The organism is Pseudomonas syringae (assembly GCF_021606685.1).
Taxonomy (GTDB): domain Bacteria; phylum Pseudomonadota; class Gammaproteobacteria; order Pseudomonadales; family Pseudomonadaceae; genus Aquipseudomonas; species Aquipseudomonas syringae_R.
This window is the reverse complement of sequence record NZ_WKCB01000016.1, coordinates 52164-76230: the sequence shown is the minus strand read 5'-3', so window position 1 is coordinate 76230 and position 24067 is coordinate 52164. Positions and strand designations below refer to the sequence as shown.

The window sequence follows — 24067 nt, the reverse complement described above, 5'->3', positions numbered from 1 at the left end:
ATTCGCCCCCTCCTGGATCAGCAGTCGGTCAGACGCAGGAAAATCGCCGCCAGCTGTTCGATACCCGCCTGGTCCTGCGGGGTAAAGCGGGCCAGCGATGGGCTGTCGAGGTCAAGCACGCCGATCAGTTGGCCGTTCTTGACCAGCGGCACCACCAACTCGCTGTTGGACGCGCTGTCACAGGCGATATGCCCTGGGAAGGCGTGTACATCTTCAACGCGTTGGGTCTGGCGCGTCGCTGCAGCGGCGCCGCACACGCCACGGCCAAACGGAATGCGCACACAGGCGATCTGCCCCTGGAATGGACCAAGCACCAGCTCTTCATTGCGGTTGAGGTAAAAACCGGCCCAGTTCAGGTCATCCAACTGGCTGAACAGGAACGCGGAGAACTGCGCGCTGTTGGCAATGAAGTCTCGCTCATCGGCCAACAGCGACTCCAATTGCGCAGCGAGCATGGCATAGCCGTCAAGGCCGGTGCCGGCGTGTTGTAGATCGATCATGGTTGACGCTCCAGCAATTTGAGACCCACCCAGTAACGGGCGAATTGATACGCGCAACGGCCGTTGCGGTTGCCGCGCCCGGTGGCCCAGCGTACGGCAAGGATGTCGAGTGCTTCATCGCGCTGCCACTGCAAGCCCGCCTTTGAGGCCAGCTCGCCGATCCAGTGCTCAACCACGTCGAGGAAATGTTCCTGACTGAACGGGTAGAACGACAGCCACAGGCCAAAACGGTCGGACAAGGCGATCTTGTCTTCCACCGCTTCGCTGGGGTGCAGCTCGCCGTCCACGCGTTTCCAGTTGTCATTGTCACTCTGATTTTCCGGTACCAGGTGGCGACGGTTGGACGTGGCATACAGCAGCACGTTTTCCGGCGCCTGCTCCAAAGAGCCGTCCAGCACACTCTTGAGCACACGGTAATCGCCTTCGCCAGCGTCGAAGGACAGGTCGTCGCAGAACAGGATGAAGCGCTGCGGCAGCTTGAGCAGTTGCTCGACTATCCGCGGCAGATCGGCCAGGTGGTCGCGCTCGATTTCGATCAGGCGCAAGCCGGCGTTGGCATGTTGGGCCAACAAGGCGCGCACCATGGACGACTTGCCGGTGCCACGCGAACCCCAGAGCAGCGCATGGTTGGCGGGCAAGCCTTCAATGAATTGCTGGGTATTGCGGGCGAGTTGCTCACGCTGCTTGTCCACGCCGATCAGGTCGGACAGGCGCATGTCCAGGCTCACGTCCAGCGGCAACAGGTAGCCGCTGCGGCCTTCGCGTTGCCAACGGGCGGCGAGGCACTGCTGCCAGTCGATGGCTTGACGTGGCGCGGGCAACAAGGGTTCTAGGCGGGCGAGCACGGCATCGGCCCGCTCAAGAAAGGCAATCAATCGAGAATCCACAATTATTCCTCTGGCAACTTCTTGCAAAAGATGGCGTATTGGCAACGCTGCGGCGCACCGCATGAGGCCGCGTAATAAACGATTCATGCCGGGCAAGCCAGAGCCTGTGGATGTTCAGCTATGCTTGCCGGGCGAAGGGAAACGTGAAGTGGTTCAACACTCGATGGATATCAAGTTCGCCCACCGCTTGTCTTATAAACAAGCGAGATTGACTGTGCTGGTCGGTTTTATCTTGGGAACCTTGCTCAGCCTGATCCAAATCGGCATTGATTATGCCAGTGAAGACGCATCCATCAACCGTGAAATACGCTCGCTGATTGAAATCAGCCATAACCCCGCGTCACGCATTGCCTACAACATCGACGCCGAACTGGCCCAGGAACTGACCCTGGGCCTGCTGCATTCCCCCGCGATCATTCACGCCCGGTTGCTCGACAACAATGGCGTGGTGCTGGCCGATGTGGGCCGGCCGCGCAAGGAAAGCACCTACCGGCCGATCAGCGACTTCCTGTTTGGCGCCAACCGCGTGTTCGAAGACCGCTTGTTCCTGAACCATATGCCCAACGAATCCCTCGGCGTACTGCGCCTGGACGTGGACACCTACGCCTTTGGCAGCCGCTTCCTGCACCGCGCCGAGATCACCCTGCTCAACGGGTTTGCCCGTAGCCTGCTGCTCACCGGCATCTTGCTGGGCCTGTTCTACGTGATGCTGACCCAGCCGCTGGTGCGCATTATCCGCGAGCTGAGCAACCGCAGGCAGGCACGCCTGGACTGCCCGCGCGGGCACGAGCATGACGAAATCGGCGTACTGGTCAGCGTCGCCAACCAGCAGTTTGAAAACATGGAGACAGAAATCCAGCAGCGCCGCCATGCCGAAGACCGCCTGACCGAATACCTGGGGCAACTGGAAGACATCGTCTCCGCCCGCACCCTGGAGCTCAAGGCCAGTAACCAGCGGTTGAGCCAGTCCAATGAAGAACTGGAAGCGGCGAAGATGACGGCGCTGGGCATGGCCCAGGCACGGGCGGCGTTCCTTGCGAATATGAGCCACGAAATCCGCACCCCGCTCAACGGCCTGCTGGGGATGATCGCGCTGTCGCTGGACAGCCCGCTGAACCCCGAGCAGCGCCAGCAACTGTCGATCGCGCATGATTCGGGCAAGGTGTTGGTGGAGTTGCTCAACGATATCCTCGACCTGTCCAAGTTCGATGCCGGCCAGCTTGAGCTGGAGGTCATCCCGTTCGACCTCGGTTCGCTGGTGGAAGACACCGCCAACTTGCTCTCGCAAAACGCTGCACCGAGCGTCGAACTGACCTGCCTGATCGACCCGCTGTTTCCCGCGCAAGTGCTGGGCGACCCCACGCGCGTGCGCCAAATCGTCAGCAACCTGCTGTCCAACGCCTTGAAGTTCACCCGCTTTGGCCGAGTGGATGTGCGCCTGTGCGCCATAGACGGCCGGGTGCGGATTGAAGTGTGTGACACCGGTATCGGTATTGCCCAGGACGCGCAGGTAAAAATCTTCCAGCCCTTCACTCAGGCCGGCGCCGGTATCACGCGGCAGTTTGGCGGCACCGGGCTGGGCCTGGCGTTGACCCATAACCTGTGCGAGGCGATGCAGGGCCGCTTGAGCATCAGCTCGGAGGTAGGCTTCGGCAGTCAGTTCTGCGCCGACCTGCCATTGCCAACCCATTTGCCTGCCGTCCTACAGCCAGCGCTCAAAGGCGAGGTGATCGCCATTACCAGCGCCGGCAGCGGCCTCACCGAGCTGCTCACCAGCCTGTTGCCCCATTGGGGGCTGACGCCTCGCTGCTTCGCGCAGGACGCAGAGGTGGCTGGGAAAACGCCTGACCTGCTGATCACCGACTGCCCGCAATGCCTGTTCCGCCTGCGGCCCGCCATCACCGCGCCGATCCTGCTGGTGACCGCGTATGGCAACTTTATGCCCAGCGAAGAGGTGGCGGCACTCGCGCCATTGCAGCAACAGGCGCGCCCGCTGAGCCGCAACGCGCTGTATCAGATACTGCAACGCAATTTGCGCAGCGACGACCAGCCCATCCTCGACCCCGTCCAGCTGGATGCCGCCCCGCTCGCGCACAGGGCGCGCATCCTGCTGGTGGAAGACAACCCGGTCAACCAGTTGGTGGCCAAGGGCATGCTCGGCAAATTGGGTTGTGAAGTGATTGTGGCGGCCCACGGTGGCGAAGCGCTCAAGTTCCTTGAAGAACAACACTTCGACATGGTGCTGATGGACTGCAACATGCCGGTGATGGATGGCTACGAAGCCAGCCGACAGATTCGCCGCAGCGGGCGCTGGCCGGACTTGCCGATTGTCGCGCTGACCGCCAACGCCCTGTCAGAAGAGCGCGAGCGTTGCCGGGCGGCGGGCATGAATGACTACCTGGCCAAGCCGTTTCGTCGCGAAGAACTCAGCGGCCTGCTGGAGCTGTGGGTGCCTAAGACGACAAGCCTCTGACCTGCTCGAGCAACTGGTCCAGGCCGTCGCGCAGGGCGTCAGCCTGGTTCAGGTCGATGCCGCTGTCGCACAACAGCCGGGTCTTGAGGCCATGGGCCTGGTCACGTAGCGCGACACCGGGCTCGCTGAGGCTGAGGTGCACTTCACGTTCATCCCGGGCACTGCGCTGGCGCCTGACCAACGCCAGTTGCTCAAGGCGTTTGAGCAACGGCGTCAGCGTGCCCGAGTCAAGCATCAGGCGTTCGCCCAACGCCTTGACCGTGGGCTGGTTCGGCGCAACGGCGTGCCACTCCCAAAGCACCAGCATCACCAGGTATTGCGGATAGGTGAGCCCCAACGTGTCGAGCATTGGTTTATAGGCACGGGTCACAGCCCTGGAGGCGGCATAGAGCTTGAAGCACAGCTGATTGTCGAGGGCCAGGGAGACGGTCATTTGAGCAAGGCTTCGATCTCTTGGGTCAGGTCCTGAGGCTTGGTGGTCGGGGCAAAACGCTTGACCACCTGGCCATCACGACCGATGAGAAACTTGGTGAAGTTCCACTTGATGCCCTTGGACCCCAGCAGGCCCGGGGCCTGTTTTTTCAACTGCACGAACAGCGGATGAGCCTCGCTGCCGTTGACGTCGATCTTCTTGAACAGCGGGAAACTGACACCGAAGTTCAGTTCGCAGAATTCGGAAATCGCACCTTCGTTGCCCGGTTCCTGTTTGCCGAACTGGTTGCAGGGAAAGCCCAGCACCACCAGCCCTTGGTCCTTGTACTGCTGCCAGAGCTGCTCCAGGCCCTTGTACTGGGGGGTGAAGCCGCATTTGCTGGCGGTGTTGACCACCAAAATGGCTTTGCCGGCGAAATCGGCCAAGGTCTTTTGCTCACCCTTGATGGTGGTGCAAGGGATGCTCAGCAGGTTGTCACTCATGGCAGTGCCTCGAATACGGGGGGAAGAAGGGAAACCATAGTAAGCAATTCAATTGTGTGCAATTTAATTTTCGAAACGAATGACTCACTATCAATGTGAGAGCGGGCGTGCTCGCGAAAGCGGTGTGTCAGTCACCGAATACATCAACTGACACACCGCTTTCGCGAGCACGCCCGCTCCCACATTTCTGCAGCGTTTTACAGCCTGCCCACTAACGCGGCACCAGGTCCAGGCACACCGAGTTGATGCAATAGCGCAGGCCTGTCGGCGGCGGACCGTCCGGGAATACGTGCCCCAGGTGCGCGTCGCATTTGGCGCAGACGACTTCGGTACGGATCATGCCGTGGCTGACGTCACGGATTTCGATCATCGCGCTGTCGGCGATCGGCTCATAGAAACTCGGCCAGCCGCAACCGGCGTCGAATTTGGTCTTGGAATCGAACAGCGGCTCGTTGCAGCAAATGCAGTGGTACACGCCGTCCGTGGTGGTGGCGTTGTACTTGCCGGAGAACGGCCGCTCGGTGCCTTTGAGACGGCACACCTGGTATTGGGCGGGGTCCAGCATGTCCTGCCATTCCTGAAGGGTTTTTTCTAACTTTTCCATCGGTACACCTCGGCAACTTAAAAAGCCTGATCTGTGTCTTTTCCATGGATCAGGCGGCACGTATGATTGCGCCTCTTCAAAACGCCAGTCTGGCACCCGCGCAACCGGCATTCAAACGTATTTATGGGTGCGGGCCACGCAGGATTCACAGTACGGTAGTGCCTTCACCGTCTGGATCGTTCATTTTCAGGATCACATCGCCATGCAGGTCAGCAAATCGAACAAGCTCGCCAACGTCTGCTACGACATTCGCGGCCCAGTGCTCAAGCACGCCAAACGCCTGGAAGAGGAAGGCCATCGCATCCTCAAGTTGAACATTGGCAACCCGGCGCCGTTTGGTTTCGAAGCGCCGGACGAAATCCTCCAGGACGTGATCCGCAACCTGCCCACCGCCCAGGGCTACAGCGACTCCAAGGGCCTGTTCAGCGCCCGCAAGGCGGTGATGCAGTACTACCAGCAGAAGCAGGTCGAAGGTGTCGGCATCGAAGACATCTACCTGGGCAATGGCGTGTCCGAGCTGATCGTGATGTCCATGCAGGCCCTGCTCAACAACGGCGACGAAGTGCTGGTGCCGGCGCCTGACTACCCGCTGTGGACCGCCGCCGTGACCCTGGCCGGCGGCCACCCGGTGCACTACCTGTGCGACGAGGGTGCCGACTGGTTCCCGGACCTGGCCGACATCAAGGCCAAGATCACCCCGAACACCAAGGCCCTGGTGATCATCAACCCGAACAACCCCACCGGCGCCGTGTACTCCAAGGAAGTGCTGCAGGGCATGCTTGAACTGGCACGCCAGCACAACCTGGTGGTGTTCTCCGACGAGATCTACGACAAGATCCTCTACGACGACGCCGTGCACGTGTGCACCGCCTCCCTGGCGCCGGACCTGCTGTGCCTGACCTTCAACGGCCTGTCCAAGTCCTACCGCGTGGCGGGGTTCCGCTCCGGCTGGATCGCCATTTCAGGTCCCAAGCACAATGCCCAGAGCTACATCGAAGGCATCGACATGCTGGCCAACATGCGCCTGTGTGCCAACGTGCCGAGCCAGCACGCGATCCAGACCGCGCTTGGCGGCTACCAGAGCATCAACGACCTGGTCTTGCCCCAGGGCCGCCTGCTGGAGCAACGCAACCGCACCTGGGAGTTGCTCAACGCGATCCCGGGCGTGAGCTGCGTGAAACCCATGGGCGCGCTGTACGCGTTTCCACGGATCGACCCGAAAGTCTGCCCGATCTTCAACGACGAGAAGTTCGTGCTCGACCTGCTGCTGTCGGAGAAGCTGCTGGTGGTCCAGGGGACCGCGTTCAACTGGCCGTGGCCGGATCACTTCCGCGTGGTGACCTTGCCGCGCGTGGATGATCTGGACATGGCCATTGGTCGCATCGGCAACTTCCTCAAATCCTATCGCCAGTAACGGGTCGACCAGCGTTGTACGACCGGTAACAGGTCGTACAACGATTATCTGGCAACACTTCTCTACCCTGCCCTCTGCCTCACACCGCTTTCATCTTCACCCTGGCGCTTGCCCCCTATAATCAAAGGGCTACGAGGCACGGGAGGATCAACCTGAGAGGCGTTTTCTTGTCGGAAAATCCTTTCAAGGCTCTACATTCGGGCTGTAGGACACAGTTTGAAATAGTCGCTCGGTTGAATCACCCCATGCCGCACCTTATATACCCCGCAGTACGCGACATATTAAGCATGAGGAGAACTCTACAACCATGATGCGCATCCTGCTGTTCTTGGCCACTAACCTGGCGGTCGTGCTGATTGCCAGCATCACCCTGAGCCTTTTCGGCTTCAACGGGTTCATGGCGGCCAACGGGGTTGACCTGAACCTCAATCAGCTGCTGGTTTTCTGTGCGGTCTTTGGTTTTGCCGGCTCGCTGTTCTCGCTGTTCATCTCCAAGTGGATGGCGAAGATGAGCACCAGCACCCAGGTCATCACCCAGCCACGTACCCGGCATGAGCAATGGTTACTGCAAACCGTCGAGCAATTGTCCCGCGAGGCTGGCATCAAGATGCCTGAAGTCGGGATCTTCCCGGCGTATGAAGCCAACGCCTTTGCCACCGGCTGGAACAAGAACGACGCACTCGTTGCGGTGAGCCAGGGCATGCTCGAACGCTTCTCCTACGATGAAGTGAAAGCCGTACTGGCCCACGAGATCGGCCACGTGGCCAATGGTGACATGGTCACCCTGGCGCTGGTGCAGGGCGTGGTGAACACCTTCGTGATGTTCTTTGCGCGGATCATCGGCAACTTCGTCGACAAGGTGATCTTCAAGAACGAAGAAGGCCGCGGCATTGCCTACTTCGTGGCGACCATCTTCGCAGAAGTGGTGCTGGGCTTCCTGGCCAGTGCGATCACCATGTGGTTCTCGCGCAAACGGGAATTCCGTGCAGACGAAGCCGGCGCACGCCTGGCCGGCACCGGGGCGATGATCGCCGCGTTGCAACATCTGCGTTCCGAACAGGGCCTGCCGGTGCATATGCCGGACAGCCTGACCGCGTTTGGCATCAACGGTGGCATCAAGCAGGGCATGGCGCGCCTGTTCATGAGTCACCCGCCGCTGGAAGAGCGCATTGACGCGTTGCGTCGTCGGGGTTGATAGGCAGATAGCGGCACAAAGGGGGGGCGATATGATCGTCCCCCCTTTTTTTTCAGCGGATGTTGTTAGGGTGCTGGGCTTGTGGGTGGCAGCCGAGCAGGTTTGGATTGGGTGTATATCCGTTTTTGCGGTAACGGCTGGGATTGGTTCCGCTCTTACAGCGGGTCACTTTTGAAAAGAGCCCAAAAGTAACCAAAAGGCTCTTGCCCCACCACTCGGCACCTCGCTCACGCTTCGGTGTGCCCGCACGCAGCCTTGAATCCGTGGGCCGCCGCGATGGGCCATCCTTGGCCCAGCGCGGCTAACCCGGCGTCCTGCCGGGTTACCCACGGATTCAAGCCCGCATGCGGCCAGCGTGGTTAATGGGGCGCCTCAGATCAAGATCAAAAGCAGATCAAAAGCAGAGCAAGGCGGCCTGACAGCCGGCCTGAGTGGTGTGGAGCAAAAGCGCGGGTTGTGGGCGGGTTTGGCGGCCTTGGACCCGACCGGAGTTAAGTCTGTTGATTGCCGTCAAAATGTGGGAGGGGGCTTGCTCCCGATAGCGGTGTGTCAGCCAATGCATCTGTGACTGTCCCAACGCTATCGGGAGCAAGCCCCCTCCCACATTTGAACCAAGTACGGCTTCAGCGATCAGGCCGGCTGTCAGGCCGCCTCGCTTGGCTTTGTTTTTGATCTGGCCCTTACAACCTTACCGCTGACGAAGTCAGCGATCTTTTGATCTAGCGCTTTTGATCGTGATCTTGATCTTAGGCGCCCCGTAAAAACACGCTGGCCGAACGCAGGCTTTGGAGCGTGGGCAACCCGGCAGGACGCCGGGTTAGCCGCGCTGGGCCATGGATGGCCCATCGCGGCGGCCCACGCTCCAAAGCCGGAGTGAGGGCACACCGAGCCTAGGCGAGGTGCCGAGTGTTGGGGCGAAGCGTTTTTGGTTACTTTTTGCGCTCTTCAAAAAGTGACCCGCTGTAAGAGCGGAACCATAAGCAGCCCTCACCGCAGCAACGGATATACACACATCAAACCCCAGCAACCCGCTCCCGCTCCAACTCATACATCGGCCGAACCAAAGCAAACTCCCGGTCAATCTGATCCACCAACGCCCCCAGGTCCGCGCAGGCCCTAACCGACTCAACCTCCAACCGCTGACACAACTGCGCCAACCTCACCGCGCCCAAATTCCCACTACTGCCTTTGAAACTATGCGCAATCCGCCCCAACGCCTTGGCATCATCCCGCGCCTTGCGCAACGCTTCGACACGCTTCTGGGAGTCATCAAGGAAAGTATCAAGCAACTTGGGGTACTCGCCCTCCATGACCTCCTGTAAACCCGACAACACATCCGGGTCCAGATGAATATCAACCACTTGCTCGCTCCTTGATCAAGAATCGGCGGATTATGCCAGAGCCCCCCAGCAAAACTCCACGCACACACTGCGCCCGCCATCGGACCAGCGTACATCGCTGCTCAACTGCCGCACCAGGCTCAAACCGCGACCAGACAGACGGTCGATATCCAGCGGCCGTGCCAACATCTGCTCCACGTCGAAACCCGGCCCGCTGTCCTCCAGGCGCAACGTCATTTTACCGCCGACCGCCGTCGGCACCACCTGCACATGCACACGCACATAACCGCTGTTCAACTGCGCCAGCCGGTCGTTGCGCTGGCGATAGTACTCGGCAAAACCCTGGGCATCGCGCTTGAGCCGCGAGTCCAACCCCAGCACGCCGTGCTCCAGCGCATTGGAGTACAGCTCGGCCATCACACTGTAGAGCGCCCCGCTCTGCTCGCGCAGGCCATGAATCTCCAGCAGCAGTTGCAGCAGATAGGGCAACGGGTTGTAGCGTTTGAGGGTCTCGGCACGAAACTCGAAGCTCACCGACCAATCCAGCGGGCACGACTGGCCGCTGTCGGCATACAGCGGCCCGGTGGCGCGCAACGACTGGCCCGGTTGCAGGGTGATTTCCACCATGCTCACGTCATCGCGCACCTCACCGCGAAAGGCTGCCAGGGCCTGTTCGATGTCTTCGAACAGCCGGTCGGGCGCGCGATTGGCGGCGAACACCTGCTGCAAACGCTCTACACCAAACAGCTGGTCATTCGCGTCGGCGGTATCCAGCACGCCATCCGAAAGCAGGAACACGCGGTCGCCCAGTGCCATCGGCCAGACTTCGGTGCGGTCATCAAAAGCGTCCGCCGACAGCACGCCCAGCGGCAAATGCCGGGACTCCAGCGGCGTGCGCTTACCGCTGGCGATTTCATGCACATAGCCGTCGGGCATGCCGCCATTCCACACCTCCACCACCCGGCGCTGCGTACTCAGGCACAACAGGGTGGCGCAGCAAAACATGTCCACCGGCAGGATGCGCTTGAGCTTGGCATTCATCTCGCGCAGGGTCTGCGCCAGGCCGTAGCCCTTGGCGGTCATGCCGTAGAACACCTCCGCCAGGGGCATGGCGCCCACCGCCGCCGGCAGGCCGTGGCCGGTGAAGTCGCCGAGCAGCACGTGCATGTCCCCGGAGGGCGTGTAGGCCGCGAGCAGCAGGTCGCCGTTGAACAGTGCATAGGGCGATTGCAGGTAGCGGATATTCGGCGCGGCGTTGATGCAGCCGGAATGCGCGACTTTATCGAACACTGCCTTGGCCACGCGCTGCTCATGCAAGAGGTAGTCGTGGTGCTTGGCGATGAGGTCACGCTGCTGCAGAACCGTGGCTTGCAGGCGGCGCAAGCGGTCCATGGCGTTGATCTTGGCCGCCAGGATCAGTTGGTTGTAGGGCTTGGGCAAAAAGTCATCGCCGCCGGCGTCCAGGCACTGGGCCAGGGCTGCGCTCTCGCGCAGCGAGGTGAGGAAGATGATTGGCACCAGCGCCTCACCTGCCAGCTGCTTGATCCGGCGCGCAGCCTCGAAACCGTCCATCACCGGCATCAGCGCGTCCATCAACACCAGTTGCGGGCGCTCACGGGCAAACACTGCAACCGCCTCCTCGCCATTGCTGGCCGTGAGCACCAGATGCCCCTGGCGGCGCACGATGGTCGCCAGCAGCAACAGGTCGGCGGCGCTGTCCTCCGCGATCAGGATGGTCAGCGCCTCAACGACCGGGGCCAAGGCACTCAATTGATGTCGAACAGTTTGTCGAAGTTGGAAATGGCGAGGATCTTGCGCACATCGCAGTTGCTGTTGATCACCTGGACTTCAGCCTCTTCACCGCCAGCATGGTCGCGCAGCAGCAAAAGCATGCCCAGGGCCGAACTGTCCATGTAGGTGGTTTCCTTGAGGTCGACCACATACAGCTCGGGCACCTTGTAGAAACGCTCATAGGCATCACGAAAGGCCTGGTGGCTGCCGAAGTCGAACCGGCCCTTGATGGCGATCGTCAACTTCTTCCCGTCCAGGGACACTTCTGATTCGACTGACATGCGACGCTTCCTTGTCATGGGCAATATGCAACAAGGTTTAGCAGGTGAACCGGCTGTGGGCAACACTGCAGATTAAATGTGGGAGGGGGCTTGCTCGCGAATGCAAAGTGTCAGTTAACGAACTTGTAGCTGACACACCGCATTCGCGAGCAAGCCCGCTCCCACATTTAGTACTGCGATTGCCGGGGAAGACGTTGAGACAATTCGTCGAGCAGCTTTTGCTCGCGCTTGTCTTCAATCGCCCGGGCTTCGTCGATATAGCGCTGCACCAGTTTGCGCAGGCCTTCGACGCGGGCGAAGGCTTGCTGCCAGCTCTCGCGGGCCTTGTCGAGGTTGTTCTGGTGCCAGGCCAGGCTTTGGCGCTGCTGGCCGACGGCGGTTTCCAGCTGGTTGAGAAAGCCCTGGTAGCCCATCAACCACTGGCCCGAAACACCTTGGGTGCCGCGCTCGATCCACTGTTGCTGGTACTCGCCGCGAAAGCGCTCCAGGTCGCCCAGCTTGCTTTCCGCCAAACGCACTTGGCCCTGGAAATAACCGAGACGCTGCACGGCGGTTTTCTCGGCCTTTTCGGCCATGTCCACCACCGGAGCCAGACGTGAAGAGCGGGTGCTGGCCATGGCTTAACCGCCTGGCGCCGGGGCGAAGATCGAGCCCAGGTGGGCTTCGCTTTCACCCATGCTGATCTTGTCGTTGAGGCCTTGGCGCAGGTACGTCACCAACTGCGGTTGCAGGGCGATGGCCAGGTCGGTTTCGCGATCACCGCCCGCGACATAGGCGCCGACACTGATCAAATCGCGGCTCTGTTGATAACGCGACCACAACTGCTTGAACTGTTGCGCACGGGCCATGTGCGTCGGCGTGACCACCGAGGGCATTACCCGGCTGATGGACGCTTCGATGTCGATGGCCGGGTAGTGCCCCTCTTCGGCCAAGCGCCGGGACAGCACGATATGGCCGTCGAGCACGCCCCGCGCCGAGTCGGCAATCGGGTCCTGCTGGTCATCGCCTTCGGACAATACGGTATAGAACGCGGTGATCGAGCCCCCGCCAGCTTCGGCGTTACCGGCGCGCTCCACCAGCTTGGGCAGCTTGGCGAACACCGACGGCGGATAGCCCTTGGTGGCCGGCGGCTCGCCAATGGCCAGGGCGATTTCCCGCTGGGCCTGGGCAAACCGCGTGAGCGAATCCATCAGCAACAGGACATTCTTGCCCTTGTCGCGAAAATATTCAGCGATGCGCGTGCAGTACATGGCGGCGCGCAAACGCATCAGGGGCGCGTCATCCGCCGGCGACGCGACGACGACCGAACGCTTGAGGCCTTCTTCACCGAGGCTGTGCTCGATGAACTCTTTAACTTCACGACCCCGCTCACCGATCAGCCCCACCACAATGATGTCGGCTTCGGTAAAGCGGGTCATCATGCCCAGCAACACCGACTTACCCACGCCGGTACCGGCGAAAAGGCCCAGACGCTGGCCACGGCCGACCGTCAATAATCCGTTGATGCTGCGAATGCCCACGTCCAGCGGCACGCTGATCGGGTTACGGTTGAGCGGGTTGATGGTGGGGCCGTCCATCGGCACCCAGTCTTCGGCCTTCATACCGCCCTTGCCGTCCAGCGCGCGACCGGCGCCGTCGAGCACGCGGCCGAGCATGCTCATGCCCATGGGCAGCCGGCCGGTATCGGCCAGCGGCACCACGCGGGCGCCAGGCGCGATGCCGGCCAGGCTGCCCACGGGCATCAGGAAAATCTTGTTGCCGGAAAAGCCCATCACCTCGGCTTCGACCTGCACCGGGTGGTAGCTGTCGTCGTTGATCACCATGCAGCGGCTGCCCATGGCGGCGCGCAGGCCTTCGGCTTCGAGGGTCAGGCCGACCATGCGCAGCAGGCGCCCTTCGAGAATCGGCTGGCCGGGCAACTCAGTGGCCTCGACGTAGCTGCTCAGGCGCTTGGCGAAGCTGGTGCGGTCAAGGCGCATCGGCGGCGTCCAGGTCGACGCTCAGGTCAGGCTCGGCAGGGTTCAGGACCTGCTCGTGGACCTGATCAAGCAGCTTGGCCATGATCTGGCTGATGCGGGTTTCCACCGTGGCATCGATGCGGCTGTGCTCGGTTTCGACGCGGCAACCGCCAGGCAGCAACGCGGCGTCTTCGACGATGCGCCAGGTTTCTTCATGGCGCTCGCGCAGGGCTTTGACCTGTTCGAAATCCTGCGGGTTGATGTACAGCCGCACATTGCCGACGCCCAGGGGCAGCAGCTTGAGGGCTTCGCGCATCACGCTTTCGATATGGCTGGAGTCCAGCACCAGTTCGCGCTGGATGACTTGGCGGGCAATGTGCTCGACCAGGCCGACCATGGCTTTTTCGATCTGCGAATCCTGCTCGGCGATAGGCTCGAACAGCGTCGCCATTAAACGCTCGAGGCTGGTCAGCTTGACGCTCAGCGCTTCCTCGGCTTCCTGGCGCACCTTGAGGGTGGTGCTGCGAAAACCGTCTTTTTCACCGGCGGCGAAGCCTTCGTTGTAAGCCTCCTGGCGGATGCTTTCCAACTCTTCCAGGGTCAGTGGCTGGACTTCGTCCAGCGGCACTTCTTCCATTTCCGCCGGCAACTCTTCTACCGGCTCGGGCTCAGGTTCCGGCACATGCGGATCGAAGCTGGGCAACGACCAGATGTCGAACCCGCCGACATCCCGTGCGCGAATCAGATCGCTGGGTGCCTCATCTTTGTTCGACATGAATGGCGCCTTAAATCATTTCTTCGCCGCCCTTCCCGCCGAGAACGATTTCTCCGGCTTCGGCCATACGGCGGGCAATGGTGAGAATCTCTTTCTGTGCGGTTTCCACGTCGCTGACGCGCACCGGGCCCTTGGCCTCCAGGTCGTCGCGCAACAGTTCGGACGCACGCTTGGACATGTTCTTGAAGATCTTTTCCTTGACGCCTTCGTCCGAGCCCTTGAGTGCCAGTACCAGCACGTCGGAGGACACTTCGCGCAGCAACGCCTGGATGCCGCGGTCGTCGACATCGGAGAGGTTGTTGAACACGAACATGAGGTCTTCGATCTGGCCGGACAGGGTGTCGTCGATCTCGCGGATCGAGTCCATCAACTGGCCTTCGACCGAGCTGTCGAGGAAGTTCATGATGTCGGCCGCGCGCTTGATGCCACCCAGGGTGGTGCGCGAGGCATTCGAGTTGCCGGAGAACTGCTTCTCCAGGATCGTGTTGAGTTCCTTGAGCGCCGCCGGCTGCACGGTGTTCAGCGACGACACGCGCAGGATGATGTCCAGGCGCACTTTATGGTCGAAGTGGCCGAGCACTTCACCGGCCTGGTCGGGGTCGAGGTAGGCCACCACGATCGCCTGGATCTGCGGGTGCTCGTAGCGGATCACGTCGGCCACGGCGCGCGGCTCCATCCACTTGAGGCTGTCGAGGCCGCTGGTGTTGCCACCCAGCAGGATGCGGTCGATCAGGCCGTTGGCCTTGTCTTCGCCCAGGGCCGAGGTGAGCATCTTGCGGATGTAGCTGTCGGAGCCGACGCCCAGGCTGGTCTGGTCGCCGACGATCTCGACGAACTCGCTCATCACCTGCTCGACCTGCTCACGGTGCACATTGCGCATCTGCGCCATGGCCACGCCCACGCGCTGGACCTCTTTGGGGCCCATGTGGCGCAGCACTTGGGCGGCGTCGGTTTCACCGAGGGACAGCAGCAAGACTGCGGCTTTATCGACCTTGGTGAGCTTGGCAACAGCGGCTCGATTATCACTCATCTGCGTTGATCCACTCTTTCACGACCTGGGCCACACGGCCCGGGTCTTCTGCCACCAGACTTTTGATTGCGTTCAACTGAGCGTCGTAACCTTCGCTCGGGCTTGGCAACAGGATGCTTTGCGGGCCGCCGAGGCTGACGCGGTCGTTGGCCAGTTCGCCATCCAGGCCGCCCATGCCACCCAACTCGACGTCGCTGCCACCAAAGGCCGCGAGTTGTTTCTTGCCGTTGCCGGTAATGTTGTTGAGCACCGGGCGCAGCACGCCGAACACCAGCACCAGGATGAACAACACACCCAGCACTTGCTTGACGATGTCCCAGAACCACGGCTGCGTGTAGAACGCCGCTTCGGCGATCACTTCGCCACGTTCGGCGGAGAACGGCATGTTGATCACGCTGACGCTGTCGCCACGGCTGGCGTCGAAACCGACGGCGTCCTGCACCAGGCGGGTGAAGCGCGCCAATTCGTCGGCGCTCCATGGCGCACGGGTAACTGCGCCGTCAGCCGCGTTGACCTTGACCTGGTCATCGACCACCACCGACACCGACAGGCGATTGACGCGGCCCTGTTGCTGCTTGGTGTGGCTGATGGAACGGTCGAGTTCGAAGTTCTTGGTGGACTGGTTACGCTTGTCCGCCGGGTACGGTGCGAGCATCGGCTGGCCGGTGGCCGGGTCCATGATCTGCTGACCGTTGGCGTCCAATAATGGCTGGCCAGCGGCGATCGCACCTGCGGTCGCGGCAGCGCCACCCGTGGTTTGCGGCGCCGACGCCGGGGCCGGTGGCTGGTTGCTCAGGGCACCCGGTACACCTTGCGGGCCATTGCTGGCGGTGCGTTGTTCGCTGGTGGACTGCTCGCTGCGCAGGGCCGGCTGGTCGGGGTTGAACTGCTCGGAGGTCGACTCGACGGCGCTGAAGTCCACATCGGCGGACACTTCAGCCTTGTAGCGGTCGTTGCCCAGTACCGGTTGCAGGATGTTGTGCACACGCTGGGTGAGCATGCTTTCCATGCGACGGCTGTAGTCGAACTGCTTGCCAGCCTGGGTCAGCGCGGAGTTTTCGGCCATGTCGGACAGCAGGTTGCCCTTCTGGTCCACCACGGTGATTTGCGATTTGCTCAGCTCAGGCACGCTGGTGGCCACCAGGTTGACGATCGCCAACACCTGGCCAGGCTCCAGGGAGCGGCCGGAGAACAGCTCGACCAGTACCGAGGCACTTGGCTTGCGCTCGTCGCGCACAAACACCGAGCTTTTCGGAATGGCCAGGTGCACGCGGGCACCCTTGACGTTGTTCAGGCTGGAGATGGTCCGCGCCAGTTCGCCTTCGAGGCCACGACGGTAGCGGGTGGCTTCCATGAACTGGCTGGTACCCAGGCCCTGGTCCTTGTCGAGGATTTCAAACCCGATGTTGCTGTCGGACGGCGTCACGCCAGCCGCCGCGAGCTTCATGCGCGCACGGGCCACGTCATCGGCCTTGACCAGCAAGGCGCCGGAGTTCGGCTCTACGGTGTAGGCGATATCGGCGGCGGCCAGGGTTTCCATGATCTGCTTGGAATCCATACCGGCCAGGCTGCCGTACAGCGGGCGGTAATCAGGTTGCTGCGACCACAGCACCACGGCAAAACCAATCGCCACGCTCGCCGCCAGGCCGACCATCAGGCCCACCTGACGCAGCATGGTCATTTCCGAGAGGTTTTCCAGGAACGACAGGCCAAACAGCGGCGGCTTGCCGTCTGCCTTGGCGGGTACGTTGTCCACGACTGCTTCTGCCATGACTTAAATCTCGTCCTTAAACCGGCATCTGCATGATGTCTTGATAGGCTTGAACCAGCTTGTTACGCACCTGGGTCAGCGCCTGGAACGAGACGGAGGCCTTTTGCGAGGCGACCATCACATCGGTGAGGTCCACGCCGCTTTTGCCGATCTCGAAGGCATTGGCCAACTGGCTGGAGGCTTGCTGGGTGTCACTGACTTTGTTGATTGCCTGACCGAGCATGTCGGCGAAGCTGCTTTGGCCCAATTCCGGCGCTGGCGCGACGGATTTCGGTTGAGCCATGGCATCCATTTGCATGGAGCGCATATCCAACATCAACCGATTGAACTCAATACCCTGGCTCATGAACTTCTCTCTCCGACAACCCGCATGTTTTTTGACGCTACGCCGCAATTACTAGGGAGGTAGCAACAAGGGTGCCAGCTCTGTATCAACTCGTAAGAAAAGGCGACAAACCTTGTCAACCTTGTTACCGGTTATGTGGCGAACAGATACGCTTCCACATCCATCCCGGCATCGCGCATTTGCGCCAGCTTGTAGCGCAGGGTGCGCGGGCTGATGCCCAGGCGTTCGGCGGCCTCTTTGCGGCGGCCGCGTTCGGCACGCAGGGTGTCGATGATCATCTGGAATTCGCGGCGGCGCAGGTCGTCGCCCAGAGCACCGGCAGATTCGGCTTCAGCCACCACGGGCGCGGGCGCCAGGGTCGGGAGTGGCGCGACGCCGCTACCCATGGCCAGGCAGAAATCCTGGGGCTGGATCAGCCCGCCTTGCTGCAAAATCAGCGCGCGCTGGATCGCGTTGTCCAATTCGCGCACGTTGCCCGGCCATGGGTAGGCGATCAGGCACGCCTGGGCCTCGGCAGACAGCCGCGCCTGGGCGTGCTTCATTTTTTTGACGTGGTTGTTCAGCAAGCGCTCGGCCAGCGGGATGATATCCGCCGGGCGCTCGCGCAATGGGCGCCAGGCCAGCGGGAACACCGACAGCCGGTAGAACAAATCTTCACGAAAGCGCCCCGCCGCCACTTCGCCGGCAAGGTCGCGGTTGGTGGTGGCGACCACGCGGATATCCAGCTGGATCGGCTTGCGTGCGCCGACGCGCTCCACTTCGCGCTCCTGCAGCACCCGCAGCAACTTGGCTTGCAGGCCCAGGGGCATTTCCGAGATTTCATCCAGCAGGATAGTGCCGCCGTCTGCCTGTTCGAACTTGCCCGCCTGGGCCGCAATGGCGCCGGTGAACGAGCCTTTTTCGTGGCCGAACAGCGTGGCCTCGAGCATGTTGTCGGGGATCGCCGCGCAGTTAATCGCGATGAACGGCTGTTCGGCGCGGGTCGATTGCTGGTGGATATAGCGCGCCAGCACCTCTTTACCGGTGCCGGACTCGCCGGAAATCAGCACGGTGGAATCACTGCGCGCCACACGGGCCGCCAACTCCAGCAACTGCGCGCTGGCCGGCTCGAAGGCAATCGGGCCCTCGCCTTCACTGGCCGGGACCACGCCCAGGGCATGGCGCGCCACCAGTTCCATCAGCGCTTTGGGCTCGAACGGCTTGACCAGGTAATCCGCTGCGCCCTGGCGCATGGCATCGACGGCACGCTCCACGGCGCCATGGGCGGTCATCAGCAATACCGGCAGTTGCGGCTGGCGCGCGCGCAGCAGGCCGAGCAACTGGTGGCCGTCCATGCCGGGCATGTTCACGTCGCTGACCACCAGGCTGAAGGCCTCCTGCTCCACCGCCTCCAAGGCGTCCTCGGCAGAACCGACCGCCCGGTAGTCATGGCCCGCCAACAGCAGCGTGTCAGCCAATGCTTCACGCAGGGCGCGATCGTCTTCCACCAACAGAACCTTGATAGCCATTACTTTTTTACTCCGCGCTTGCCGCGCATGAAAACAGCGGCAAGGTCATCAATGCACAGGTGCCACGCCCCAATCGGGAATGCAGCTGCAATTCTCCCTGATGGGCGCGTGCCACGGCCTTGACCACGGTCAGGCCGAGGCCGGTGCCGTTGGTCTTGGTGGTAAAAAACGGCTCGCCCAGGCGTTGCAGCACGGCGGGCTCGATCCCGCTGCCGCTGTCGCTGATGCACAGGCGCAGGGTTTGCTCACGGTGATACAAGTGCACCTTGAGCCGCGCGCCGGGGCCGCTGGCCTGGGTGGCGTTTTCGATCAGGTTGAGCAGCGCGCCCACCAGGGTGTCGCGGTTGCACAGCAGCTCGCCCAAGTGACTGTCGCACTGCCAGCGTACCTGCACGTCTTGAACATGGGTCGCGGCGGCGCTTTGCAGGGCTTGCATCAGCGCCGCCGGGGTGATGCGGTCGGTCAGCGGCAACTCGCCACGGGCAAACACCAGCATGTCGCGCACCTGATGCTCCAACTCGTGCAGCCGCTCTTTGAGCCGCCCGGCAAAACGCTGGTGGGTGGCGGCGGGCAATTGCTCGTCAGTCAAATGACTGGCGTAGATCAATGCGGCCGACAGCGGCGTGCGGATCTGATGCGCCAAAGAAGCGACCATCCGCCCTAACGACGACAAACGCTCATGGCGCGCCAACTGGTCTTGCAGGTGACGGGTTTCAGTCAGGTCGTTGAGCAGCACCAATTGACCCGGCTCCGCGTCCAGCGAACGGGTGGCGATGGACAACCGACGGCCGTCTTTCAGGGAAATTTCGTGGCCGTCGTCTTCACGCGGCGCAAAGCAGCGGGTGATGACGTGGCGCCACAGCTCGCCTTCCAGCGGCAGGCCGAGCATGTCGCAGGCGGCGGGGTTGGCTTCGCGCACGCGGCCTTCTTCGTCGATGACGATTACGCCGCCGGGCAGCAGCGACAGCAGGTTTTGCAGGCGGTTGGCCAAGCGCTCTTTCTCGGCCAACTCTGCCATGCGCTGCGCACTGACCACCGCCAGCTCGCCTTTAAGCTCGGAAACCCGAGCCTCCAGCAGACTGTAGGAATCGGTCAGTTGGCTCGACATCTGGTTGAACAGCGAAAACGCCTGTTCAAGACCCTGACGGCTTTGCTGCTCTACGGACGGAAGGAGCCCAGGGATAGCAGGGCTGGAAGATTGCTGGGCGGCGTGGGGCATCATGCTCTCTCGCTTGGCTGACCGTCAGTTAAACGGAACGTTGCGAGGGCTGTAGCAATACTTGTGCCGAAAAAAAACCGCTGATAAATCAGCGGCTTGAAAAACAGGCGTCAATCATCTGCCTGTTCATCACCTTCTTTGCGGCTCATACCGTACTTGCGCATCTTCTCCACCAGGGTGGTTCGACGGATACGCAGGCGCTCGGCGGCACGTGCGACGATGCCGTTGGCGTCGTCCAAAGCCTGTTGAATCAAGCCCTGTTCGAGGTTGCCGAGGTAGTCTTTCAGGTCCAGGCCTTCGGGCGGCAGCATGGCGGTTGAGCCAAAGTCCGGGGTATGGCCGTTGATGGCGACCCGCTCTTCCATGTCGCTGCGCAGGCTGTCCACCATCTGCTCGTCTTCATCGTCGACGTAGCGGAATTTCTTCGGCAGCTCGACCACGCCGATCACACCGTAGGGGTGCATGATCGCCATGCGCTCCACGAGGTTTGCCAGTTCGCGGACGTTGCCCGGCCAGCCGTGGCGGCACAGGGACATGATGGCGGCGGAGTTGAAGCGAATGGAGCCGCGCTTTTCGTGTTCCATGCGCGAGATCAGTTCGTTCATCAGCAACGGGATGTCTTCAACGCGTTCACGCAGCGGAGCCATCTCGATCGGGAATACGTTGAGGCGGTAATACAGGTCTTCGCGGAAGCTGCCGACCTCGATCATGCTTTCGAGGTTCTTGTGGGTGGCCGCGATGATGCGCACATCGACGCTCTGGGTCTTGTTGCTGCCCACGCGCTCGAAGGTGCGCTCCTGCAACACGCGCAGTAGTTTGACCTGCATCGGCAGCGGCATGTCGCCGATTTCGTCGAGGAACAGCGTGCCGCCGTTGGCCAGCTCAAAACGCCCGGCACGGCTGGTGATCGCCCCGGTAAAGGCGCCCTTCTCATGGCCGAACAATTCACTTTCAAGCAGTTCTGCCGGGATCGCCCCGCAGTTGACTGGTACAAAGGGTCCGTCGCGACGCTTGGAATGGTAATGCAGGTTGCGCGCAACCACTTCCTTGCCGGTGCCGGACTCGCCGAGGATCAGCACGCTGGCGTCGGTGTCGGCGACCTGCTGCATCATCTGGCGCACGTGCTGGATCGCACGGCTGGTGCCGACGAGGCTGCGGAACAGGTTGGGTTCACGGTGGCGACCGCGCTCGCGGGCCTGGTCGTACATCTCGCGGTAGACCTGGGCACGGTGCAGGGAATCGAGCAATTTGCTGTAGCTGGGGGGCATTTCCAGGGTCGAAAGCACGCGGCGGCGCTGGTCTTCCGGCAGGTCCACGGAAGAAATATCGCCCATTAGCAACACTGGAAGGAACTCATCCCAGGTAGACAGTGTCTTTAACAAGCCCAAAACAGCGCCAGGAGCGTTTACCGTCCCGATCAGCACACAAATGACTTCACGGCTCGATGACAATGAGTTGACCGCCTGCTGCCAGTCATGGCTGCCGCAGGGCAAATTTTCTTCGCCAAGAAAATTCAAAATCACCGCTAAATCGCGGCGGCGGACGCTATCGTCATCAATCAGCAGAATTTTGGTTTCACGCCACATGCAATAGCAACTTCCCTAGTCAATCGCTCTGCCCCAGAGTGAGGGCAATCGAGACGCCTGTAAGACTTCATACCTTACTAGACGTCTGAAATCTGAAAACAGCACTAGTTAAGTCAAAAATGCTGGCACAGTCAAATATATGACGCGCCGTTCGGATTAACTGAGCCCATTCAGCCGAACAGATGGTAAACCTTTGACGCATTTTTCGCTTGGTTGATCTGCGACATCTCTTCAAAAATCGCCTGGCGCTCGCCCGTCGTCACCTCAAGCAATTGCTGATACACCGCCAACAAGCTCTGCAGCTTCTCACGCAACGCATCCTCGTCCACCGGCACTTCACTGAGCACCTGCTCGATCACCTCGCGGCAGCCCAGGTCAAGCTCGCCGATGGCGTCCCAGTTACGGTCCGCCAGCGCGCCCATCAGCGCCTCACGGGTTTCATCAATGCGTTGCAGTGCTTGGCTCATGACATCTTCCTCAAGGCCCTCAGGCCCTTCTCTGCTGCGCCTTACTCGGTGACAGCCTGTGGCGCGGCGATAGCGTCCCAGCCTTCTTTTACGGTAATCAGCAAACGGGCGACTTCGTCGATCATGTCGGCATCGTTGTGCAGATTGGCTTCCATCAGACGGTTGGTCATGTAGGCATACAGACTTTCCAACTGCTGGACGTAAGCCGGGTTATCGCTCTTTTCAGCATCCAGGCCGTCACGCAGGCCGATCACGATATCGATGGCCTTGCCGAGCATCAGGCCCTTGCCGGCGATGTCGCCACGCGCCAGCGCGCCCTTGGCCTGGGCCATACGGTCCAAACCGCCTTCCATCAGCATCTGCACCAGGCGATGTGGGCTGGCTTCGGAGATCTGAGCATGGGAATTGACCTTCTGGTATTGGCGAAGGGCTCTCATGGGATTCATGTTTCTACCTCGTGACAGGCGACAGCGAAAAGGATTCTAGTAACCAATATGTCGACGGGTTCGCAAAAAGCTTTAGCGCCAGTCGTCCTTGGATAAAAAAAGGCCAGGCAGTTTGCCTGGCCTTTTTGCGTCAGCTCGAATCAGCTATCGCTCTTGGGGTTGTTCAAAGCGTTAAGCGTGGTCATCACGCTGGTGCTCTGCTGGCGCAGTTGGGCGACCAGGGTGTCCATGGCGTTGTATTTGGCGGAGAGGCTGCTGGTGAGCAGGGTCATGCGCTCGTCGAGCGTGGACTGCTGCTTGGTCAGATCCTTGAGGGTGTCCGACAACGACGTGGAGCGTGTCGCGAGGATGCCGGTGGTGGACTTTGCGTAGTCATCGGTGGCGCTTTTCATGCGCGCGAGCATGCCATTCGTGCCACTGAACATGCTGTTGATGTCAGCTGCGTTGGTTTTCACCGCCGCGTCCCACTTTTTGTCGTCGATTGTCAGCAGACCCGAGCTCGAGTTGGTGACCACACCGAATTGCGCCAATGACTTGAACGTACCGGTACCGGACAACGCGTTGAACTCATTACGGATCGCAGCCTGCAGCGTGCGCATGGTGGAGTCGCCGGTCAGGGCTGCCGCCGTGGTGCTACCGTCCAGGTTCGTGGTGACCTTGGTTTCGGCGTTCATCGCGGTGATCAAGGCGTTGTAAGTATCCAGAAACCCCTTTACGCCGGATTTGAGCGCCGTGTTGTTGGTGCTGACGGTAATCAGTGTGGCGTTTCTTTCATCATCCGGCTCGTTGTTGGCTGCCACCTTGAAAGCCGATACCGATACCAACTTGATATTCACGCCGCTCAAGGCGCCTTCAATGCTGTTGGTTTTGGAAACCGAAGCAACGCCATCGATGCTGTACAACGCATCCTTGGGCTCATCAACCACCGTGGAGCCGATATCCAGCCCGGAATTACCCGACAGCTTCAGATCCGAACCGGTACCCATGGTGGTCGAGGTCAGGATCAACCGCGAGCCGTTGGAGTCGGTCTGGATGTTCGCACTCAAGCCAGAGGTGCCGAACTGAGTGTTGATCGAGTCCCGCACCTGCTGCAGGGTCGCACCCTTGGGAATGCTGACGTCGTAGGCCTTGCCGGACTGGGTAATAGTCAGTGTCGTCGGTTTGTCAGTGGCATTGACCACCGTCGACGTGCCACTCGGGAAGTTCTTGGACGACAACTTCGAGGCCTGAGCGAGCTGACTGACAATTAATCGAAAGCTGCCGTTGGAGGCCGTATTGCTGGCCGTCATGGTGGCGACTTTTTCATCCGAGGATGAACCGCTCAACCCGGTGAAGCTGGAACTGGTGGTCATGGTATCCAGGGCACCGCGAAACGCATCCAGCGCCGCCTGAATCTTACCGATCGAAGACAGCGTGGTGGTCGCTTTCGCGGAAGCGGTGTTGATCTGCGTCTGCTTGGGCACCTTTTCGGCGTTAACCAAGGATGTCACGATCGCTTGCGTATCGATGTTCGAACCGATACCACTTACCGTTGAACCCGCCATCATCTATCTCCTGTTCG

General features: G+C 61.1%; 23 protein-coding genes. 3 read left to right on the top strand and 20 right to left on the bottom strand.

What is annotated here, in order from left to right:
• Positions 1–17: 17 nt before the first annotated feature.
• Both GIW02_RS09315 and GIW02_RS09310 read right to left on the bottom strand, forming a co-directional pair.
• Positions 18–500: a GAF domain-containing protein gene (locus GIW02_RS09315; RefSeq protein ID WP_236412483.1), complete on the bottom strand. Its 483-nt coding sequence runs from the start codon at positions 498–500 to the stop codon at positions 18–20.
• Positions 497–1387 carry an ATP-binding protein gene (locus GIW02_RS09310; RefSeq protein WP_236412481.1) on the bottom strand — a complete coding sequence of 297 codons (891 nt, stop codon included), beginning with the start codon at positions 1385–1387 and terminating at the stop codon, positions 497–499. The genes GIW02_RS09315 and GIW02_RS09310 overlap by 4 nt, the downstream gene beginning before the upstream one ends.
• 163 nt (positions 1388–1550) lie before the next feature.
• On the opposite strand from GIW02_RS09310, the gene GIW02_RS09305 reads away from it, so the two are divergent.
• Positions 1551–3860, top strand: a complete 2310-nt coding sequence (locus GIW02_RS09305; RefSeq protein WP_236412479.1) for a response regulator — start codon at positions 1551–1553, stop codon at positions 3858–3860.
• On the opposite strand, the gene GIW02_RS09300 is transcribed toward GIW02_RS09305, so the two are convergent.
• The 3 genes from GIW02_RS09300 to msrB form a co-directional block, all read right to left on the bottom strand.
• On the bottom strand, positions 3841–4293 hold the full coding sequence (locus GIW02_RS09300; RefSeq protein ID WP_236412477.1) for a MarR family transcriptional regulator: 453 nt from the start codon (positions 4291–4293) through the stop codon (positions 3841–3843). The genes GIW02_RS09305 and GIW02_RS09300 overlap by 20 nt on opposite strands.
• Positions 4290–4775: a glutathione peroxidase gene (locus GIW02_RS09295; RefSeq protein ID WP_236412475.1), complete on the bottom strand. Its 486-nt coding sequence runs from the start codon at positions 4773–4775 to the stop codon at positions 4290–4292. Before GIW02_RS09295 ends, GIW02_RS09300 begins: the two co-directional genes overlap by 4 nt.
• A gap of 211 nt (positions 4776–4986) precedes the next feature.
• Entirely contained in the window at positions 4987–5379 is a 393-nt protein-coding gene (gene msrB, locus GIW02_RS09290) for a peptide-methionine (R)-S-oxide reductase MsrB (RefSeq protein ID WP_236412473.1), read from the bottom strand.
• Between the two features lie 202 nt (positions 5380–5581).
• On the opposite strand from msrB, the gene GIW02_RS09285 reads away from it, so the two are divergent.
• Positions 5582–6793, top strand: a complete 1212-nt coding sequence (locus GIW02_RS09285; protein WP_236412471.1) for a pyridoxal phosphate-dependent aminotransferase — start codon at positions 5582–5584, stop codon at positions 6791–6793.
• Positions 6794–7100: 307 nt separating this feature from the next.
• Complete coding sequence (htpX, locus tag GIW02_RS09280) at positions 7101–7988, top strand: protease HtpX (protein ID WP_034102803.1); 888 nt, start codon at positions 7101–7103, stop codon at positions 7986–7988.
• 1013 nt (positions 7989–9001) lie between these two features.
• On the opposite strand, the gene GIW02_RS09275 is transcribed toward htpX, so the two are convergent.
• The 15 genes from GIW02_RS09275 to fliD all read right to left on the bottom strand — a co-directional run bounded on the left by GIW02_RS09275 (position 9002) and on the right by fliD (position 24050).
• Positions 9002–9349 (bottom strand): Hpt domain-containing protein, encoded by a 348-nt coding sequence (locus tag GIW02_RS09275; protein ID WP_236418245.1) that lies wholly within the window; start codon positions 9347–9349, stop codon positions 9002–9004.
• A gap of 30 nt (positions 9350–9379) precedes the next feature.
• The gene (locus tag GIW02_RS09270; protein ID WP_236418244.1) at positions 9380–11098 is read right to left on the bottom strand and encodes a fused response regulator/phosphatase; all 1719 of its coding nucleotides are present in this window, start codon (positions 11096–11098) and stop codon (positions 9380–9382) included.
• On the bottom strand, positions 11095–11400 hold the full coding sequence (locus GIW02_RS09265; RefSeq protein WP_236418243.1) for an STAS domain-containing protein: 306 nt from the start codon (positions 11398–11400) through the stop codon (positions 11095–11097). The genes GIW02_RS09270 and GIW02_RS09265 overlap by 4 nt, the downstream gene beginning before the upstream one ends.
• Before the next feature lie 167 nt (positions 11401–11567).
• Entirely contained in the window at positions 11568–12017 is a 450-nt protein-coding gene (gene fliJ, locus GIW02_RS09260; RefSeq protein ID WP_236418242.1) for a flagellar export protein FliJ, read from the bottom strand.
• A 3-nt stretch (positions 12018–12020) separates the two neighbouring features.
• Positions 12021–13379 carry a flagellar protein export ATPase FliI gene (fliI, locus tag GIW02_RS09255; RefSeq protein ID WP_236418241.1) on the bottom strand — a complete coding sequence of 453 codons (1359 nt, stop codon included), beginning with the start codon at positions 13377–13379 and terminating at the stop codon, positions 12021–12023.
• Positions 13369–14133: a flagellar assembly protein FliH gene (gene fliH / locus GIW02_RS09250; RefSeq protein ID WP_236418240.1), complete on the bottom strand. Its 765-nt coding sequence runs from the start codon at positions 14131–14133 to the stop codon at positions 13369–13371. Before fliH ends, fliI begins: the two co-directional genes overlap by 11 nt.
• Before the next feature lie 10 nt (positions 14134–14143).
• Entirely contained in the window at positions 14144–15163 is a 1020-nt protein-coding gene (gene fliG, locus GIW02_RS09245; protein WP_010563975.1) for a flagellar motor switch protein FliG, read from the bottom strand.
• Positions 15156–16934, bottom strand: a complete 1779-nt coding sequence (gene fliF, locus GIW02_RS09240) for a flagellar basal-body MS-ring/collar protein FliF (protein WP_236418239.1) — start codon at positions 16932–16934, stop codon at positions 15156–15158. The genes fliG and fliF overlap by 8 nt, the downstream gene beginning before the upstream one ends.
• A 16-nt stretch (positions 16935–16950) precedes the next feature.
• Complete coding sequence (gene fliE / locus GIW02_RS09235) at positions 16951–17280, bottom strand: flagellar hook-basal body complex protein FliE (protein ID WP_015885194.1); 330 nt, start codon at positions 17278–17280, stop codon at positions 16951–16953.
• A 131-nt stretch (positions 17281–17411) separates the two neighbouring features.
• Complete coding sequence (locus GIW02_RS09230; protein WP_236418238.1) at positions 17412–18788, bottom strand: sigma-54-dependent transcriptional regulator; 1377 nt, start codon at positions 18786–18788, stop codon at positions 17412–17414.
• A 7-nt stretch (positions 18789–18795) separates the two neighbouring features.
• The gene (locus tag GIW02_RS09225) at positions 18796–20007 is read right to left on the bottom strand and encodes a sensor histidine kinase (protein WP_456361600.1); all 1212 of its coding nucleotides are present in this window, start codon (positions 20005–20007) and stop codon (positions 18796–18798) included.
• Positions 20008–20117: 110 nt separating this feature from the next.
• Positions 20118–21593 (bottom strand): sigma-54-dependent transcriptional regulator, encoded by a 1476-nt coding sequence (locus GIW02_RS09220; protein ID WP_236421837.1) that lies wholly within the window; start codon positions 21591–21593, stop codon positions 20118–20120.
• A gap of 170 nt (positions 21594–21763) precedes the next feature.
• Positions 21764–22060 carry a flagellar protein FliT gene (gene fliT / locus GIW02_RS09215; RefSeq protein WP_236419483.1) on the bottom strand — a complete coding sequence of 99 codons (297 nt, stop codon included), beginning with the start codon at positions 22058–22060 and terminating at the stop codon, positions 21764–21766.
• Between the two features lie 41 nt (positions 22061–22101).
• The gene (fliS, locus tag GIW02_RS09210; RefSeq protein WP_236419485.1) at positions 22102–22506 is read right to left on the bottom strand and encodes a flagellar export chaperone FliS; all 405 of its coding nucleotides are present in this window, start codon (positions 22504–22506) and stop codon (positions 22102–22104) included.
• A gap of 140 nt (positions 22507–22646) precedes the next feature.
• Positions 22647–24050 carry a flagellar filament capping protein FliD gene (gene fliD / locus GIW02_RS09205; RefSeq protein WP_236419487.1) on the bottom strand — a complete coding sequence of 468 codons (1404 nt, stop codon included), beginning with the start codon at positions 24048–24050 and terminating at the stop codon, positions 22647–22649.
• Positions 24051–24067 lie beyond the last annotated feature (17 nt).

Coding starts and splice junctions, on each gene's coding strand:
- htpX (WP_034102803.1), top strand. CDS start 7,101: ATGATGCGCATCCTGCTGTTCTTGGCCACTAACCTGGCGGTCGTGCTG.
- fliG (WP_010563975.1), bottom strand. CDS start 15,163: ATGAGTGATAATCGAGCCGCTGTTGCCAAGCTCACCAAGGTCGATAAA.
- fliS (WP_236419485.1), bottom strand. CDS start 22,506: ATGAATCCCATGAGAGCCCTTCGCCAATACCAGAAGGTCAATTCCCAT.
- fliT (WP_236419483.1), bottom strand. CDS start 22,060: ATGAGCCAAGCACTGCAACGCATTGATGAAACCCGTGAGGCGCTGATG.
- fliI (WP_236418241.1), bottom strand. CDS start 13,379: ATGCGCCTTGACCGCACCAGCTTCGCCAAGCGCCTGAGCAGCTACGTC.
- GIW02_RS09295 (WP_236412475.1), bottom strand. CDS start 4,775: ATGAGTGACAACCTGCTGAGCATCCCTTGCACCACCATCAAGGGTGAG.
- fliE (WP_015885194.1), bottom strand. CDS start 17,280: ATGAGCCAGGGTATTGAGTTCAATCGGTTGATGTTGGATATGCGCTCC.
- fliD (WP_236419487.1), bottom strand. CDS start 24,050: ATGGCGGGTTCAACGGTAAGTGGTATCGGTTCGAACATCGATACGCAA.
- GIW02_RS09300 (WP_236412477.1), bottom strand. CDS start 4,293: ATGACCGTCTCCCTGGCCCTCGACAATCAGCTGTGCTTCAAGCTCTAT.
- msrB (WP_236412473.1), bottom strand. CDS start 5,379: ATGGAAAAGTTAGAAAAAACCCTTCAGGAATGGCAGGACATGCTGGAC.
- GIW02_RS09230 (WP_236418238.1), bottom strand. CDS start 18,788: ATGGCTATCAAGGTTCTGTTGGTGGAAGACGATCGCGCCCTGCGTGAA.
- GIW02_RS09265 (WP_236418243.1), bottom strand. CDS start 11,400: ATGTCAGTCGAATCAGAAGTGTCCCTGGACGGGAAGAAGTTGACGATC.
- GIW02_RS09225 (WP_456361600.1), bottom strand. CDS start 20,007: ATGCCCCACGCCGCCCAGCAATCTTCCAGCCCTGCTATCCCTGGGCTC.
- GIW02_RS09315 (WP_236412483.1), bottom strand. CDS start 500: ATGATCGATCTACAACACGCCGGCACCGGCCTTGACGGCTATGCCATG.
- GIW02_RS09305 (WP_236412479.1), top strand. CDS start 1,551: ATGGATATCAAGTTCGCCCACCGCTTGTCTTATAAACAAGCGAGATTG.
- GIW02_RS09285 (WP_236412471.1), top strand. CDS start 5,582: ATGCAGGTCAGCAAATCGAACAAGCTCGCCAACGTCTGCTACGACATT.
- fliH (WP_236418240.1), bottom strand. CDS start 14,133: ATGTCGAACAAAGATGAGGCACCCAGCGATCTGATTCGCGCACGGGAT.
- GIW02_RS09220 (WP_236421837.1), bottom strand. CDS start 21,593: ATGTGGCGTGAAACCAAAATTCTGCTGATTGATGACGATAGCGTCCGC.
- fliF (WP_236418239.1), bottom strand. CDS start 16,934: ATGGCAGAAGCAGTCGTGGACAACGTACCCGCCAAGGCAGACGGCAAG.
- fliJ (WP_236418242.1), bottom strand. CDS start 12,017: ATGGCCAGCACCCGCTCTTCACGTCTGGCTCCGGTGGTGGACATGGCC.